Origin of the sequence: Enterococcus sp. AZ126 (genome assembly GCF_051714545.1) — a bacterium.
Classification (GTDB): Bacteria; Bacillota; Bacilli; order Lactobacillales; family Enterococcaceae; genus Enterococcus_L.
This window is the reverse complement of sequence record NZ_JBIOSB010000001.1, coordinates 1038273-1055296: the sequence shown is the minus strand read 5'-3', so window position 1 is coordinate 1055296 and position 17024 is coordinate 1038273. Positions and strand designations below refer to the sequence as shown.

Annotated in this window: 20 protein-coding genes and 2 tRNA genes; 18 read left to right on the top strand and 4 right to left on the bottom strand. The window is 36.2% G+C overall.

The window, feature by feature from the left end; genetic code table 11:
• Positions 1-110: 110 nt before the first annotated feature.
• A complete protein-coding gene (locus IGI43_RS05155) occupies positions 111-1136 on the bottom strand; it encodes a lactonase family protein (RefSeq protein WP_438756754.1) in 1026 nt (341 codons plus the stop codon).
• Positions 1137-1325: 189 nt separating this feature from the next.
• Here IGI43_RS05155 and clpX point away from each other — a divergent pair, with 189 nt between their 5' ends.
• Together clpX and yihA are read left to right on the top strand one after the other, a co-directional pair.
• The gene (gene clpX / locus IGI43_RS05150; protein WP_438756753.1) at positions 1326-2579 is read left to right on the top strand and encodes an ATP-dependent Clp protease ATP-binding subunit ClpX; all 1254 of its coding nucleotides are present in this window, start codon (positions 1326-1328) and stop codon (positions 2577-2579) included.
• 151 nt (positions 2580-2730) lie between these two features.
• Positions 2731-3312 (top strand): ribosome biogenesis GTP-binding protein YihA/YsxC, encoded by a 582-nt coding sequence (yihA, locus tag IGI43_RS05145; protein WP_206843242.1) that lies wholly within the window; start codon positions 2731-2733, stop codon positions 3310-3312.
• Between the two features lie 80 nt (positions 3313-3392).
• Here the strand turns inward: yihA and IGI43_RS05140 are convergent, their stop codons facing one another.
• Both IGI43_RS05140 and IGI43_RS05135 read right to left on the bottom strand, forming a co-directional pair.
• The gene (locus IGI43_RS05140) at positions 3393-4697 is read right to left on the bottom strand and encodes an ISL3 family transposase (protein WP_438756752.1); all 1305 of its coding nucleotides are present in this window, start codon (positions 4695-4697) and stop codon (positions 3393-3395) included.
• 174 nt (positions 4698-4871) lie between these two features.
• Positions 4872-5021: an SPJ_0845 family protein gene (locus IGI43_RS05135; RefSeq protein ID WP_438756751.1), complete on the bottom strand. Its 150-nt coding sequence runs from the start codon at positions 5019-5021 to the stop codon at positions 4872-4874.
• Between the two features lie 209 nt (positions 5022-5230).
• On the opposite strand from IGI43_RS05135, the gene yidD reads away from it, so the two are divergent.
• The 16 genes from yidD to IGI43_RS05055 all read left to right on the top strand — a co-directional run bounded on the left by yidD (position 5231) and on the right by IGI43_RS05055 (position 16218).
• Positions 5231-5521, top strand: a complete 291-nt coding sequence (gene yidD, locus IGI43_RS05130; RefSeq protein WP_438756749.1) for a membrane protein insertion efficiency factor YidD — start codon at positions 5231-5233, stop codon at positions 5519-5521.
• 18 nt (positions 5522-5539) lie between these two features.
• Complete coding sequence (locus tag IGI43_RS05125) at positions 5540-6415, top strand: ROK family protein (RefSeq protein ID WP_438756748.1); 876 nt, start codon at positions 5540-5542, stop codon at positions 6413-6415.
• A gap of 405 nt (positions 6416-6820) precedes the next feature.
• A complete protein-coding gene (locus tag IGI43_RS05120; protein ID WP_438756747.1) occupies positions 6821-7216 on the top strand; it encodes an immunoglobulin-like domain-containing protein in 396 nt (131 codons plus the stop codon).
• Positions 7217-7631: 415 nt separating this feature from the next.
• Positions 7632-8798, top strand: coding sequence for an ABC transporter substrate-binding protein (locus IGI43_RS05115; protein WP_438756746.1), 1167 nt, complete (start codon positions 7632-7634; stop codon positions 8796-8798).
• Positions 8799-8911: 113 nt separating this feature from the next.
• Positions 8912-9790: a branched-chain amino acid ABC transporter permease gene (locus IGI43_RS05110; protein ID WP_207113833.1), complete on the top strand. Its 879-nt coding sequence runs from the start codon at positions 8912-8914 to the stop codon at positions 9788-9790.
• 9 nt (positions 9791-9799) lie between these two features.
• The gene (locus IGI43_RS05105) at positions 9800-10768 is read left to right on the top strand and encodes a branched-chain amino acid ABC transporter permease (protein ID WP_438756745.1); all 969 of its coding nucleotides are present in this window, start codon (positions 9800-9802) and stop codon (positions 10766-10768) included.
• Entirely contained in the window at positions 10749-11525 is a 777-nt protein-coding gene (locus IGI43_RS05100; protein WP_438756744.1) for an ABC transporter ATP-binding protein, read from the top strand. The genes IGI43_RS05105 and IGI43_RS05100 overlap by 20 nt, the downstream gene beginning before the upstream one ends.
• The gene (locus tag IGI43_RS05095) at positions 11525-12226 is read left to right on the top strand and encodes an ABC transporter ATP-binding protein (protein WP_438756743.1); all 702 of its coding nucleotides are present in this window, start codon (positions 11525-11527) and stop codon (positions 12224-12226) included. Before IGI43_RS05100 ends, IGI43_RS05095 begins: the two co-directional genes overlap by 1 nt.
• 4 nt (positions 12227-12230) lie before the next feature.
• Positions 12231-12884 (top strand): CBS domain-containing protein, encoded by a 654-nt coding sequence (locus IGI43_RS05090; protein WP_438756742.1) that lies wholly within the window; start codon positions 12231-12233, stop codon positions 12882-12884.
• 241 nt (positions 12885-13125) lie between these two features.
• Positions 13126-13704 carry a hypothetical protein gene (locus tag IGI43_RS05085; RefSeq protein ID WP_438756741.1) on the top strand — a complete coding sequence of 193 codons (579 nt, stop codon included), beginning with the start codon at positions 13126-13128 and terminating at the stop codon, positions 13702-13704.
• Position 13705: 1 nt separating this feature from the next.
• Entirely contained in the window at positions 13706-14431 is a 726-nt protein-coding gene (locus tag IGI43_RS05080; RefSeq protein WP_438756740.1) for a class D sortase, read from the top strand.
• An 18-nt stretch (positions 14432-14449) separates the two neighbouring features.
• A complete protein-coding gene (locus tag IGI43_RS05075) occupies positions 14450-15304 on the top strand; it encodes a hypothetical protein (protein WP_438756739.1) in 855 nt (284 codons plus the stop codon).
• A 117-nt stretch (positions 15305-15421) separates the two neighbouring features.
• A complete protein-coding gene (locus IGI43_RS05070) occupies positions 15422-15655 on the top strand; it encodes a DUF2969 domain-containing protein (protein WP_438756738.1) in 234 nt (77 codons plus the stop codon).
• 90 nt (positions 15656-15745) lie between these two features.
• A tRNA-Tyr gene (locus IGI43_RS05065) sits at positions 15746-15826 on the top strand.
• Positions 15827-15838: 12 nt separating this feature from the next.
• Positions 15839-15910 (top strand) — tRNA-Gln (locus IGI43_RS05060).
• Positions 15911-16032: 122 nt separating this feature from the next.
• The gene (locus IGI43_RS05055) at positions 16033-16218 is read left to right on the top strand and encodes a hypothetical protein (protein ID WP_438756737.1); all 186 of its coding nucleotides are present in this window, start codon (positions 16033-16035) and stop codon (positions 16216-16218) included.
• A 150-nt stretch (positions 16219-16368) separates the two neighbouring features.
• Here the strand turns inward: IGI43_RS05055 and IGI43_RS05050 are convergent, their stop codons facing one another.
• Positions 16369-16977: a TetR/AcrR family transcriptional regulator gene (locus tag IGI43_RS05050; RefSeq protein WP_438756736.1), complete on the bottom strand. Its 609-nt coding sequence runs from the start codon at positions 16975-16977 to the stop codon at positions 16369-16371.
• Positions 16978-17024 lie beyond the last annotated feature (47 nt).

Here is a 17024-nt window from a genome sequence, read left to right as displayed (position 1 = left end):
CAAAAACCGCACAAATGCGCTATAGGCATTGTGCGGTTTTTTGATAAATCATACTATTTATTTGGCTGTTCAGTGAGATGTTTAAACCCTTGAACCACTCACTTTAGTGTTTATTTAAAATAAACACAGACGCATTCTGGTGCATAAATATCTTTTTGGATCATTTCTAAAAGTCCAGTTTCTTCATCACGACGATAAAGAGTGAGATTATCCGTATTTTGATTTGCCGCAACCACAAATTTGCCTGTTGGATCTAAATCAAAATCTCTTGGGATTTCACCTTCTGTAGAAATCAATTGCACACGTTCTATTTTACTGCCATCATCTGCTGTTGCAAAAACAGCAATTGAATCATGGCCACGGTTTGATGCATAGACAAATCGGCCATCAGCTGAAATACGGATCGCAGCACCACCGTTAAATTCATTGAATCCATCAGGTAAAGTCGATACTTTTTGAACTTGTTCAAATGAACCATCTTTTTCATTATAAGCTAATACAGTAACTGTACTATCTAATTCACCAAAAAGGTAAGCAAATTGATTCATTGGATGGAAAACTAAATGACGAGGACCCGTTCCAGGTTCTGCAACATATTGCGCCACCTCAGATAATTTTCCCTCTGCACTAACATCATAGGTGTAAACTCGGTCCGTACCCAAATCACAAACAGCTAAACGACGATCAGGCGTTAAATCAGTATAATGAACATGCGCATTGTCTTGATTGTCATGAGGACCAGTTGCTTCATCATGAACGATTTTATCTGTATCTTCTAAGCTGCCATCAGCCAAAATACGATACACATGAATGATTCCTTGATGATAATTCGCACCAAAAACCAATTGTTTCTCTTCGTCAATAGCAACATAACATGGAGGAGCGCCGGCTTCTGTTACTTTATTGATCAAGTCAAACTGTTCATTGTTTTTATAAGCGGCCATTCCACCCTCACCATCAACAGAAGTAACGTTGAATAAGTCACCTTTTTGATTAAGTGCTAAGTATGTTGGGCTAGTTTCTTCTACTAATAACGTTGCGTCAGTAAGTGTCTCTTTCTCAGTATCTAGTGCGATCTGATAGATTCCTTTACTTTCTCTACGTGTATAAGTTCCTAATAAAATTTGTTCTAGCATGAAATTCCCTCCATTTTTTACTGCTGATTTAAAAGAAGCAGCAGTTGATTTAACTCTTTTAGTATACCATAAGAATTCATTGAATCAGTAAAACTTTATAAATCCAATGTTCGCATTTTCACTTGATATATGCTATCATATCTTAAGACTGTAACGACAGTCATTTTTAATTTTAGAGGGGTGACACGCATGTACGATAACACAAATAGCAACAATGATGCAGTTCGCTGTTCTTTCTGTGGTAAAACACAAGAAGAAGTGAAAAAAATCGTTGCTGGACCAGGTGTCTATATTTGTAATGAATGTATCGACTTATGCAAAGAGATTATTGATGAAGAATTTTACGACGAAGCTGTACGTGAATTAACGGATGTTCCAAAACCCCAAGAAATTTTGGAAGCCCTAAACGAATATGTAATTGGACAAGATCAGGCAAAGCGCTCATTAGCAGTTGCGGTCTATAATCACTATAAACGTGTAAATCAATCAGAAAATTCAAGCTCTGAAGAAGTGGAACTACAAAAGAGCAATATTTGTTTAATTGGATCAACGGGTTCTGGGAAAACCTTTTTAGCCCAAACATTAGCTAAAACACTGAATGTCCCATTTGCAATTGCAGATGCGACTAGTTTGACAGAAGCGGGATATGTAGGGGAAGATGTAGAGAATATTCTATTGAAGCTGCTACAATCTGCTGATTTTAATGTGGAACGCGCTGAAAAAGGGATTATTTATATCGATGAAATCGATAAAATTGCACGCAAAAGCGAAAATGTTTCCATCACAAGAGATGTGTCAGGTGAAGGTGTCCAACAAGCGTTGCTTAAAATCTTAGAAGGAACGGTTGCCAGTGTGCCACCGCAAGGCGGACGCAAACATCCACATCAAGAATTTATCCAAATCGATACAACGAATGTTCTATTTATTGTGGGTGGAGCTTTTGATGGAATCGAAAACATTGTCAAAAATCGCCTAGGCGAAAAAACAATTGGTTTCGGTACGAAAAATAGCAAACTTAACGAAGAAGAAAGTATTATGCAACAAATCATTCCAGAAGATTTGTTGAAATTCGGTCTGATTCCTGAGTTCATCGGACGCTTACCAGTGACAGCCGCGTTAGAGAAGTTGACGACAGATGATTTGGTTCGTATCTTGACTGAACCAAAAAATGCTTTGGTAAAACAATATCAAAAACTATTGTCTTTAGATGATACAGAATTAGAATTTGAACCAGATGCGCTTCGTGCGATTGCGGATAAAGCAATTGAACGTAATACAGGTGCTCGCGGCTTACGTTCAATCATCGAAGAAATCATGATGGATGTAATGTTCGATGTACCATCTGATGAGACAATCGAAAAAGTCATTATTACTGAAATGGCTGTGGAAGGTACAGGCAAACCAGCGATTGTTTATAATAAAAAAGACAAAAAAGCTGGATAATTAAAGTTGGGACAGAAGCTTTAGCTCCGAGAGTTAAGAGAGAATTGATGAAAAGAGCGTTTCAACTTTTTGTTAATTTTAGCTTATTTCTGATGGCGCTGCTTTTGTCCCACTGTTTTTTAGTGAAATCAATAAGATTAGAGGTCAAAATATGAATGTTCATAACGCAGAAATTATTATTAGTGCGGTTTCACCCAAACAATATCCTGAGACAGAACTTCCAGAAATCGCCTTAGCCGGTCGTTCAAATGTGGGTAAATCTTCATTTATCAACACATTGATCAATCGGAAGAATCTAGCTAGAACCTCAGGCAAGCCAGGTAAGACTCAAACACTAAATTTTTATCTGATCGAAGATGCGTTGCATTTTGTTGATGTTCCAGGATATGGTTATGCAAAAGTATCTAAGACAGAACGAGCTAAATGGGGCGAGATGATCGAAACGTATATGACCACAAGAGAGCAATTGAAAGCTGTTGTTTCTTTGGTCGATTTACGTCATGCGCCAACACAAGAAGATATTCAAATGTATGAATTTTTGAAATACTACGAAATCCCTGTGATCGTTGTCGCAACTAAAAAAGATAAAATCCCAAGAGGCAAATGGAACAAGCACGAAAGTGTCATCAAAAAAGCGCTGAACTTTGATAAATCCGATGACTTCATACTCTTCTCTTCACAAACGAAAGAAGGAAAAGAGGAAGCCTGGCAAGCCATTGAGAAGTATTTATAATAAAAGGCTCTTTGTCAACTAATGTTGGTGAAGAAAATCCAAAGAATTAAATCAATGATGAAGCCTAGAGGGAAATGCCTCTAGGTTTTTCTATTTGGTTGAAAAAGAACAGACCCAAAGCATAAAGTAATTCTCAATTTAAAATTATAGAAGTTACGGAAGCCGTAGGCATTTCTCTTTAATACTTTGATATGGTTATTCAAGCATTCTAACGGTCCGTTGGAATAAGGCAAATCCAACGCATTTTTAATGCCCGTTTGAACTTTTTTAAAGGTAGTAATTGTTGTTTGATAATAAGCTGGAAGCCTAGAATAATCTTGTTCTAATAACACGTGAAACCGTGTGTAATCTCTTGTTTGTATGGCATAGAGAAAATCCTGATAACAGGTATAGCCAGCTTTTAATTCTTCATCATAGGCAAGTAATCGATCCACGAGTTCGGTTTCTGTTAAATAAGCACGGAAGGAAGGACGCCATTGGCGTTTTTCAAAATGGAGCTTCGATTGATTCTTTTGAAGTAGTTTCCAGTATTTCTTCAAGTGACGGTATTTTTTTGCTTCTACAGATCCTTGATGGAGAAAGGTATTCATTCGTTGAATGCGGTGTTTTAAGAACGTTCGCCCAATGTGTTGCACAATATGAAAGCGATCAAGAACAATCTGAGACTTGGGAAATAGTTTCTTAATTAAAGAAAAATAAGGCGCATACATATCGCAAACAATGTATTTTACACCTTCACGAACAGATAAAGAAAATCGTGAGAAATAGCGTTCTAAAAAAGGCAACTGGCGGTTTTCAACGACATCGAGTAATTGCGTTGTTTGTCGATCCATCATAATGAAACTCATAGAGGCAGCGACTTGTTTCACTGATTTAAATTCATCAAAACAAAGAACTTCTGGCAAGATGAGTCGATTGATTTTTTGGGGTTCGTAAAACTGTTTCAATACGCGATAAACAGAGGAAACAGAGACCTTCTTTTGACGGGCAATTTCGGTCATAGACGAAGTGTTTCGTAGACGCTCGGCAATCGAAAGCTTAACTTTCTTAGAGATCGAGCAACACTTTTCGATAAGACTTGTTTCAGCGACAAAAGTTCTATCACAAGAATGACAGAAGAAACGACGTTTCTTCAAGCGTAAGTATGTTTGGTATTCAGAAACATCATTCAGTAAAATCAGACAGGTTGTAAAGCTCCAACGAATAATCGATCCGTCTTCATGGGCACCACAATGAGGACAGGAGTGCGCTAAATAGTCCAACGTACCAGAAAATTCCTGGCAGATCCGTCCTTTAATGCGTTCTTTTTTTAAAGAATTTTCATTAAAAGTAATGTTTAAGTCTAGAATATCTAAGGTTTCTTTGGTAAGATTTGTATAGGACATCTTGATTTCCCCTTTTGATTGGTTTTAGACGACTTAATTCTAAAGGATATCAGGGTGTCTTTTCTATTATTTTGCATTAAAAAAGATGCCGGTGATTGTTCACCAACATCAAAAAGTATAGAGCCTAATAAAAACTAGCATTGACAACCTTTAGAGAGCTGTCAATGCTAGTTTTTATTTTTCTTTTTTCTTGTCTTCTTTTTGTTGTGCTTTTGCTGCTTGTTTTTCTAGTTCTTCTTTTGGCATCTCCACTTTTTTTGGATCTGACGCAAAAGAATCGAATAATTTATCTAAGTCATTGGTACTTTCAAATTTTAAGCCCATTGTGTATCTACTCCATTTCTTTTTAGATTGAGTAGAAGCTGTGTGGTACAACTTCTTTTCTTTAGTTTAGCATCCTTTTGGAAATTTGAATAGTTTTCTTTTCCAACTATTACTAATTTTTATAAAAATACTTTTATGTTCGGTTGGTAAGCTTGCATTCAATTATAAAAAAAGGTATAGTTTCTTCGAATAGAGAAAAGAGGGACGAAATGGCAGGAAATATTTTTATTGGAATGGTTCGTGGGTATCAGCGTTTTATTTCCCCTGGACTGCCAGCTAGTTGCCGCTATCATCCAACGTGTTCACAATATATGATCGATGCCATCCAGACACATGGCAGCATCAAAGGGGTAACGATGGGAACGGCGCGCTTTTTACGCTGCCATCCGCTGACAAAGGGTGGAATCGACTATGTACCCTTGAAATTTAGCTTAAAAAGAAATCTGGATCAAGAATATCATGGTCCCTATAACTATAGAAGAAATAAAGAAAATAAATAGATGAAGGTGGACTTTTGGATGGAGATTTTAGCATTTGATTTTGGCGGTTCAGCAGTCAAATATGGGGTTTGGAACGGACAAGAAATGACGGACAAAGGACAATTTAAAACACCGAAAACATGGGATGAAATGAAAGCGTCATTAATCGCTGTCTTTGAAGGGATCAATCAAAAACTAGCAGGTGTCGCCTTAAGTGCTCCAGGAGTAGTAGATGTTGAAAAGCAAATGATCAATGGAATTTCAGCGATTCCATATATTCATGGCTTCAATATATTTAAAGAATTAGAAGAGCTATTTAATCTTCCAGTAACAATCGAAAACGATGCGAATTGTGCAGGAATGGCAGAAATATACGAAGGTGCTGCCAAAGGGAAACAAGAAGTAGCGTTCGTGGTTATTGGAACGGGTATTGGTGGCGCCATTTTCCGCAAGGGGGAAATCGTTAAAGGAGCGCACCTTTATGGCGGAGAATTTGGGTTGATGTACCTAAGTGGTGGACAGACCTTTAGTAAGCTTGGAACCGCCGTTCAAATGGCTTGGCGTTATTGTAAACGTAAAGGTCTGGAAAAAGAAGCGTTTTCTGGGGAAGACGTATTTGCTTTGGCAGAGTCTGGTGATGAAGTAGCGATTGAAGAGGTCAATAATTTCTATGAGTATTTAACACAAGGTTTGTTTAGTATTCAATTTTCTCTTGATCCAGAGATGATCGTTTTAGGCGGTGGCGTTTCTGCTAAAAAAGGCTTACTAGAGGAAATCAATCGTCGAATGAAAGAAAAATTGGCGTATTTTGAATTGAATGATTTCATCCCGCAACTAGTGACCTGTAAATACAAAAATGATGCCAATCTGATTGGGGCAGCTGCTAATTTTGTAACGATCCAAAAAAATAGCTAAGATCTATTAGGTATAGCTGGAGTTTCATACTATTTTTCTGACATTCAACGGGAAACGTTGCGTTAGTCAAGTTTTACCTAATGAAAAGAAACGCAAAGCATGTGAATAAGAAAGGCATAGGTTGGGACAAAAGCGTTTAACTCCTAGAAAGAAGAGGAGTTGCTTCAGTTCCAACCATTTATTCGAATTCCTTAAGGCTAGGATATAACTCGTAGAGTTATGCCCTAGCCTCTTTTTTATTTCAATTCTTTATGTAAATAATGAAAAACTTTAAACAAATAATTTATTATTATTTAGATTATATAATTGATATTTAGTTGTTAAATAAGTTATAATTACTATTTTTTTATTATATATAAATAATAATTATAAAATAAGAAGGAGGTAAAGGAATGAAAAAATATTTTGGAAATTGATGGAAAAGAAATTGAACGGAAATTATTAACCTCAAATCGACAATTTACATTTGATGTAGATGGTCTAATTAAACAAGAAAGTGATAAAGTTGAAGTTGTTGGGTATCGTTATAGTACCGAAGTCACACGCCAAAAGGTGAATATCAAGCCAGTTAAGGCGGAAATGACACTGGATATCTATAAGTTGGATACGCCGTATGTAACAGGAAAAGTGACAGCGAAATCAGCAAAGAGTGTTCGTTTGTACGTCAATCGAAGACGTCAAGAAACAGTAAAAATGGCTGAAGATGGTACATTCAACTTGTTAGGCGTGGAAATTCTTTCTGTTACAGATAAAGTAGAAGTAGCATTACTAAATGAACAAGGTGTTGAAATGTTACTCTAGCCTGTTAGTATTTCTCAATAAGAACTGTCAACTTGATATAACAAAAAGACAGTAAATGATTTTGAGTGAGAGAAAAATTTAGAAATACTCATGAAGGCTAACTGTTTTTGAAACAGAATAAAATTATAATGGATCGACTTACAAGCCACTTTCGTCAGTTTTATTATGGCAGAAAATAGGGGATAAGTTGATCCTTTATTAAATTTTTTCTACAAGTTGATATGGAGAGATTCTGTAGTGAAATCAGGAAAATCAAGTTTAATAATTTGAATTATAGGAATTTTCAGAAAATTCGTTGACATTTCTTTCGTTATTGATTATATTTGTATACATACTTCTTTAATAATTATATATACAAAGAAAATTATCTGGCTTTACGAACTCGTTCAGCTTTAAAACTAGGGAGGAAACAAAAATGAAAAAATTTAGCTTTTTATTTGCTAGTCTATTTTTACTAGCAGCGTGTGGTCCACAAGCTGGCGGAGGCGCAAGCGGTGGTGGAAATAAGGTTGAAGGCGATACGATCAAAATTGGGATGAACATGGAACTTTCCGGCGATGTTTCAGCATATGGGAATGCTGAAAAAGAAGGAATTACCTTAGCTGTTGAAGAAATCAACAAAGCTGGTGGTGTGTTAGGGAAAAAATTAGAATTGATCGAAAAAGACAACAAATCTGAAAATGGCGAAGCGACATCAGTAGCAGCTAATTTAACAGCCAAAGATAAAGTTGTTGCAGTCGTTGGACCAGCGACATCAGGCGCAACAAAAGCAACAATTCCAAATATGACAAAAGCAGCAGTTCCTGTGATCACACCTTCAGGTACAGATGATAGCATCACTGTTGTAAACGATAAAGTACAAGAATATATTTTCAGAGCGTGTTTCCAAGATACGTTCCAAGGAGTTATCTTAGCAAACTTTGCACAAGATAATTTGAAAGCTGAAGATGTTGTGATCATCGGCGATAATTCGAGTGACTACGCAATTGGGTTGACGAAGTCATTTAAAGATACGTTTAAAGGAAAAATCGTTAAAGAAGAAACCTTTACAGCTGGTGATAAAGATTTCCAAGCAATCTTAACGAAAATCAAAGACCTTGATTACGATGCAATCTACATTCCAGGATACTATGCAGAAGCAGGATTGATCATCAAGCAAGCACGCGAGATGGGGATCGACAAACCAATTCTTGGTGCTGACGGATTCGGTGATGAAAAATTAGTTGAAATCGCTGGCGCAAAAAATGTTTCTAAAGTCTATTACACAGGACACTTCTCAGAAAAAGCACCTGCTACAGACAAAGTAAAACCATTTGTAGAAGCATTTAAGAAAAAATACAATAAACAACCATCGGCGTTTAATGCTTTAGGCTATGATTCAGTTTACATGTTAAAACAAGCGATGGAAGACAAAGATTCAGCTGATTCAAAAGATATTACAGAAGGCTTAGCTTCATTGAAAGACTTTGTTGGTGTTACAGGAAAAATGACGATGGACAAAGACCACAATCCTGAAAAGTCAGCTGTAGTACTAGGATTAACAGAAGGAAAAGAAACATCTGCGGATGCGGTAAATCCTTAAAAAGTAAGCTGTATAAGTAACTTAAAGAGGGTGAGACAAGGTTCCACGTTTTGTCCGTCCTCTTTTTACTTTAATGAAATAGCAATTATTCTAAAATATTGGAAGTGATAATCATGGAAGTAGTAATCCAACAACTAGTAAATGGGCTCTTTTTAGGGAGTATTTATGCACTATTAGCTTTAGGGTATACAATGGTTTATGGCATTATCAAATTGATCAACTTTGCCCATGGAGAAATCTACATGTTGGGCGGATTTATGGGGTATTTCTTTATCAACAAATTAAACTTAGGGTTTTTCCCAGCGCTGATTTTATCAATGGCAGGAGCTGCGGTGATTGGTGTGGTAATTGAATTTTTAGCATACAGACCTCTAAGAAAATCAACAAGAATCGCAGCCTTGATCACCGCAATAGGGGTGTCATTTTTACTGCAAAACGGAATGATTTATTGGTTAGGACCAGAAAAAAAATCATTTCCACAAGCAATTGAATTTAAAAATTATCAATTAGGGTTTATTCAAATCTCAAATATTCAAGTTCTCATTTTAGTTATCTCATTAGTATTGATGATTGCGTTACAACTGATTGTCAAAAAGACAAAAATGGGAAAAGCAATGCGTGCTGTTTCTGTAGATGCGGACGCTGCACAACTAATGGGGATCAATGTCAATCGCACAATTTCATTTACGTTTGCATTAGGTTCTGCTTTAGCAGCAGCTGCTGGTATGCTAATTGGACTTTATTATAATTCCATTGATCCGATGATGGGCGTAGTTCCAGGACTTAAATCGTTCGTTGCGGCTGTTTTAGGTGGGATTGGGATCATACCGGGTGCCGCACTGGGTGGTTTTGTGATCGGTCTATTAGAGACGATTACGATTGCACTTGGTTTTTCAGATTATAAAGATGCGGTGGTCTATGCATTGTTGATTATTATTTTATTGATTCGTCCTGCTGGAATTCTCGGCAAGAACATCAAAGAGAAAGTGTAGGTGGCAAACATGAAAAAGAATTTAAAATACAACGTTGTTTGGCTTCTGATTGCTGCTTTAGCTTATGCTTTTATTTACGTATTGTATATAACAGGTGTGATCACGCCATTTACTGAATATACGTTGATTACGATCGGAATCAATATTATGTTGGCACTAGGGTTGAATTTGATTATCGGTTTTTCAGGTCAGTTTTCTTTAGGACACGCGGGATTTATGGCAATCGGTGCTTATAGTGCAGCGATCATGCTTGTTAAGTATCCGACGATGGGTGGTTTTTTCAGTGGGATTTTACTGGGAATCGTGTTATCCGGACTCGTAGCCTTATTAGTCGGTATTCCAACTTTGAGATTAAAAGGCGATTATTTAGCGATTGCAACGCTCGGAATTTCTGAGATTATTCGAATTGTTATTATCAATATGAAAGATATTACAAATGGTCCAGCAGGAATCTTTGGTATTCCGCCAATGGTCAGCTGGCCAATGGTTTTTGGCTTTGTGGTTATTGTAACATTGATTATTGTTAATTTTATTCATAGTGGTCCAGGACGTGCGACAATGGCGATCAGAGAAGATGAGATCGCTGCTGAATCAATGGGCGTGAACACGACAAAGTATAAAGTTGCAGCATTTATTATCGGTGCTGTTACAGCCAGTGTCGCAGGAGCAATTTATTCAAGTTATGTCCAAACGATTGCGCCAAAAGACTTTGGTTTTATGAAGTCAATCGATATTTTGATTATCGTAGTATTTGGCGGAATCGGGAGTGTTACTGGAACATTCATTTCAGCGATTGTATTGGGGATATTGAATATGTTCTTACAAGATGCTGGTGCACTTAGAATGATCATCTACGCATTAGCATTGATTATTATCATGATTTTTAAACCAGGCGGATTACTTGGAACGTGGGAATTTTCCGTAAAAAAATTATTTAATAAAAAGGAGGACAACTCAAATGCCTCTATTAAACGTTAGTAATTTAACAAAAAACTTCGGCGGACTTGCAGCTGTTTCCAATGTCAATCTTTCATTAGAAAATAATGAATTGATTGGATTAATTGGGCCAAATGGTGCTGGAAAAACAACTCTGTTTAACCTTTTAACAGGGGTTTACGAGCCAAGTGAAGGCACTGTGACATTAGATGTTTTAGGTGAAGAAAAAGTATTAAATGGCTTAAAACCTTATAAAATTGCGGATATGGGCTTAAGTAGAACATTTCAAAATATTCGTTTGTTTAAAGATTTAACGGTGATGGACAACGTGTTGATTGCCATGAATAGTAAAAACAAAGAAGGAATTCTAGCTAGTATCTTACGTTTACCAACTTTTTATAAAAAAGAAGAAGAGATGGAAAAGAAGGTACTTGAACTTTTAGCAATCTTTGGTTTAGAAGAAAAAGTGCAAACGGTAGCGAAAAATCTCCCATATGGTGAACAACGGCGTTTGGAAATTGTACGTGCTTTGGCGACACAGCCAAAAGTATTATTTTTGGATGAGCCGGCAGCAGGTATGAACCCACAGGAAACAGCAGATTTAACTGAACTAATTAGAAAAATCCAAAAAGAATTTCAAATCACGATCGTTTTGATCGAACATGATATGAGTTTGGTCATGGATGTTTGTCAAAGAATTTATGTTTTAGAGTATGGCAGAATTATTGCTGAAGGCAAACCAGAAGCAATCAAAAACGATCCTCGTGTGATCGAAGCTTATCTTGGAGGTGAACTATAGTGCTCGCAATTGAAAATTTATCTGTTCATTATGGTGTGATTCAAGCAGTGCGGGATGTAAGTTTTAATGTTGAACAAGGAGAAATCGTTTCGCTGATTGGAGCCAATGGTGCTGGGAAAACGACGATTTTGAGAACAATTTCAGGTCTGAATCGTCCCTCAAAGGGAACAATTACATTTGAAGGACAACAAATTCACAAAATGGTCCCGCAAAAAATTGTAGCCTCCGGTTTATGTCAAGTCCCAGAAGGGCGACATGTTTTTGCTGGTTTGACTGTTCAAGAAAATTTAGAAATGGGTGCATTTTTACGTAAAGACAGAGACTTAAAAAAAGAGTACGATATGATTTTTGAACGCTTCCCAATTTTAAAGGAACGTAAAAATCAAGATGCGTCAACTTTATCCGGCGGAGAGCAACAGATGCTGGCGATGGGCAGAGCACTCATGTCCAAACCAAAATTACTATTATTAGATGAGCCGTCCATGGGACTCGCGCCAATCTTTATTCAAGAAATATTTAATATCATCCAAGAAATCAACAAACAAGGAACGACTGTTTTATTGATCGAACAAAATGCAAAAATGGCGTTGTCAATTGCTGATCGAGGGTATGTGCTTGAAACAGGTGAAGTTGTTTTAACTGGTCCTGGTAAGGAATTATTAGAAAGTGAAGAAGTTAAAAAAGCATATTTAGGAGGGTAACAACATGAGTGTAAGTGATTTTATGACAAAAAATTTAGTCGTTGCTCAACCAGAAATGAAAATCTTTGATGCTGTAGATTTGATGAAAAAAAATAATATTCATCGTTTGCCTGTTGTCAAAAAAGAGCAAGTTATCGGTTTGATCACAGAAGGAACGATCCAATCAGCAATGCCATCAAAAGCTACAAGTTTAAGTGTCTATGAAGCAAATTATTTATTAAACAAGACTACAGTGGCAGACGTGATGGTAAAAGAAGTTCGAACAATCAAACCAGAATCTTCTTTGGAAGATGGCATATTCTTAATGCGTCAAAACAATATAGGTGTATTGCCTGTCGTTGATGCAAATGAGAAGCTCGTTGGCATTATAACCAATAATGATATTTTCGATGCATTTTTAAAAATCACCGGCTACAATGACGGCGGTACTAGAATTCAATTACGTATTCTAGAAGACCACAAGGGGATTTTAGCGGATATCACAAAATTATTGTCAGACAATGATTTTAGTATTTTAACCGTTGTGGTAAATCGCAAAGAGCTAGAAACAGTAATTGAGTTGCAGATAGAAAGCCGCGAAACGCAACAAATTGGAAAAATATTGAAAGAAGCAGAATATGATGTGTTTGAAGCAACATTTATTTCAAAAAAATTATAAAATGTGAATAATAGCAAGAGATAGAAGATATTTTTTTTGAAAACAGTTTGACTATTAGATGAGCGTATGATAATTTTATATAGTAAAGAATTTGTATCTATAATCATCTTAGAATAGTAGAGTGTTTTACTCCTTTGATATTCTTACGTCGTATCCTCTAAACGATAGAGGTTGTTGTTGGTATAATTATTACATAATAGTTTGTAATTGATTATAAATATTAAGGTAGGAGGAATGAAAAATGAAAAAAGTTATCGGATTTATCATTGCGACTGTAGCAGTGTTGAGTTTTGCAACATCAGCGTCTGCTGACGGAGCAATTTCAGCAACTGAGCAGACTGTACTTGATGAATTGAATGCTGGCGTAACAATCGGCGGTAAAAAATTCAGTTTCGGTGCAGCTGAGATGAATGCAGCTTCTAATCACTTGAAACGTGTTGATTTAACACAAGCTCAAGCGGATGAAGCAGTTAAAAACATTCAAGCAGCCCGTACTTTAGTCGGAGGGGTATCTGTTGATACTTCAGGGGCTAATTCACTTGGCGCTGCGATCAAGCTATTACCAGCTAACGTAATTTCTCAATTACAAAATTATGTTGTTGCTGCTGGAAATGCTGTTGGCGTGAAAATTACGTTTGGAGCGGGTGGAACGTATTCTACAGTGACGATTACTGACACTAAAGGTGCACCTGTCTACAAAACTGGAACACCAGTTAAAAATACAGGATCAAATTACGCATTAAGCGGAATTACTTTTGGCTCATTGATCGTAGCTGCAGCAGGTGCAGTATTCATGAGCAGAAAGAGCAAATTAGCATAATATGAAACAATTAAAAAGAGTAGGGGCATTTATTTACGTGCCTCTTCTCTTTATGTTTTTTGGCTACTTCATAATTTATATAATTGGTGCACCTGTCATTAACTTCGCATCTTCAGCAGTGGAATTGATCTCGTTGAATGATGCTCCATCGTTTGATCAAAAAGGGACAAACCTTTTCGAAAAAAGAACGGATAAAACAAAGCAAGCATCCTCAGACGGAAAGTCGACTGATGCAGGTAAAGCTGGGATGGAAGTGTCTGAAAAAGGCGAGTTATCTTCTTCAAATATGGTCTATCCAGTTGGAGGAGACCAATTTGGTGAGGTTGTGATCGACAAAGTCGGAATTAATGAACCATTATATTATGGCGATAGTGAAGATATTTTACGTTTAGGCGCAGGACAATATATCGGTAGTATGATTCCAGGAGATCTTGGAACAACGTTGATTGGTGGGCATAATTTGCCATCTTTTGGAAAAATTTATTACCTAGAACCTGGAGATGAAGTGACGATCAATACCCATTATGGGGACTATCTGTATCAAGTGACCGAAGTGAAAGTTGCTGATTACAAAGATTCAACAATCAATACAAAATTAGGTGACCGCTCTAAAAGATCACTGATTCTTTATACTTGTTATCCATTAGATGCGATCGGTTTAACACCAGAACGTGTTTTTGTTTCAGCTGATTATGTATCTGGACCAATCATTGATGAGAAGTCATAAAGGAGGAGAATCAGTCAGATGAAAAATCGCAGTCATTTAGTAAAAATAATCTCTCGCTTTTTTATTGCTTTTTTATCCTCTGTATTTCTATTTGCATTTTTGATTTTATTGACATTGAGACTCACTCTTTTTAGTGAGAATTATATTGCAAAGCAAGCAGCAAAAGCAGATTATTATTCTGAATTAACAAAAGAAATTAATCGTCAAATTGAAAATAGTGCTTTGGGAAGCAATATTCCAGAAGGTGTTTTGAATCGATCAGTCAGGAAAGAATTAGTGAAGACAGACGTAGATGCATATTTCGAAGCAATGTACAATACAGGGACAAAATATTCGATCTCTAACGAAAAAGAGATCCATGATGCTGTCTCTAAAGCAATCAAAGAGTATATGAGTGAAAAAAATATCGAGATAACACCAGAATCTGAGAAAGCTGTAACAAGCCTTTCAGATAATGCTATAACAGTCTACAAAGGCTATATCGAGCTGCCTTTTTTAGTTTCTTATGGACGGAAAGTCATGAACTATAAGTCAAAATTAGTCATTTTTATGGTTATTTGCGGTGTTTTATGGGCTTTGTTAAGTTTTGCCCTCTATTCTTCATTGAGAGGTTATTTCCATCGTTTATTGAGGTATTGGTCATATATTTGGACAGGCAGTGGATTAATGATGATAGTCGTTCCTACAATCATTTTAATGCAGGGTTTTTTAAAGAAACTCGGTATTCAATCCAAAGCAATGTATGATTTTATTCAAACCTATTTGTCGAGTTTTTTATGGTTGTTTATTATTATTGGTATGATTTCGATCATAGTAGGCATTTTCTGTAGCGTACTTAGCGAGGTCAAGAGAAAACGACTATTTAGTGTTTAATTGATAAAAAAGTCTTACATTTATTAGAAAAAAGGAAAGTGGCGCAAACCTCACCAAGTTTTGCCCACTTTCTTTTTTTTACGTAACGTGATAACATATAGCTTTGGAGGGATGAAGATGTCAAAAAAAAATAAAGATATAGAAGTCAAAATAGAAGAAGCAGAAAAAAAAATAAATGGTGAAACGATCACGGTGAGTACCTTGATGATTGGCAAAAAGGAAATTGGTCAAGTCTTAGCACAAGACACAAAAAAATTTGCTGTAGTAATTGATGGTCGCAATGAAGCGACTGTGAAAACGCTTGATGAAGCGATCGAATATATTATCCGTCAATGGAATTTAAACGATTAAAATAAATAACAATTTTTTTTAGAAAAAGACTTGCATTTTTCTCGAAAGTTTTGTATTATAACTAAGTCAGGTTTTTTACTAAAACCTTTTGGAGGAATAGCGAAGTGGCTAAACGCGACGGACTGTAAATCCGTTCCTTAGGGTTCAGTGGTTCGAATCCACTTTCCTCCATTTTTAACTTATTGGGGTATAGCCAAGCGGTAAGGCAACAGGTTTTGATCCTGTCATGCGTTGGTTCGAATCCAGCTACCCCAGTTTAATTTGAGCAACTCATATGGAGTTGTTCTTTTTTTTGACTAAAATATCGATAGTAACTTTTGTTCTCTTTTTTTGAAATATGTGATAAAGTGAATGAAAAAGCATGAGGAGTGAATTGGATGAATATTAAAGAGAAAATAACTGAAACAGCTGAAAAAGTTTATGACTTAGCACGTGATGGTAAATATGATGTAAAAGTGAATCTTTTTTCTAAAAAAGACACGGATGATAAAGTAAAAGGTATTCATGTTGTAACAGCTAGAGATACGGCGCATACAAAGAAATGGCGTGCGAAAAATCGTTAAAATTATTTAATAAATAAGAACGAGGCCGAGACAAAAGTGTTTAGCTCCGAGAAAAGAGCTGCTTTTTTCTCGCCGTTTATTCGAATTAAGAACGTGAAACAAGACTGATCTTCAGTTTTGTCACACGTTCTTTTTTTATTTATACAGGGATTATTTATCGATTTCAAGCCCTAGAACAGTCAAATGACCGTTTCCAACAAGTTTAATAACAAGTCTGGCTAAATGGTTGGGAGACATGTCCGTGTCACTTGTGATCCACCAATGAAGGGTTCCTATAAAGATGGACGTCATATACTCAATGATAAAATCAATTGGCACTTCAATATCATTCTCTGTGATTTTAAGCTTAGAAAAAATATCCGCGTATTTTTCATAAATAATATCTGCCAGCTTCTTACGCAAAAGTTCATTTGAACTGCCATCCATGATCGTCAAAAAGAAATTTTTATTCTTTTGAATGTTGATATAAATATTGGTTAATAGAAATTCAATTTGTTTGACTTTGATTCGATTGCTGACAATAATCTGTTCCGTATCGATCACAGAAGTAAAGGCATTGATCGCAAAATCAAAAATTTGTTCATAAAGGTCTTGTTTGTCTTTGAAATGAGCATAGAAAGTCGCGCGATTGATCATTGCCTCATCTGCAATGTCTTGGATCGTTATACCATCATATCCTTTTTCTTCCACTAAGTGAAAGAAAGCTTCGATAATCATTTTGCGTGTTCGCATTACCCGAAGGTCCGTTTTCTTTGACATAAAAAATTCCTTTCGAAATAATCAACAGTTTTAAAAAGTTTGTTGCT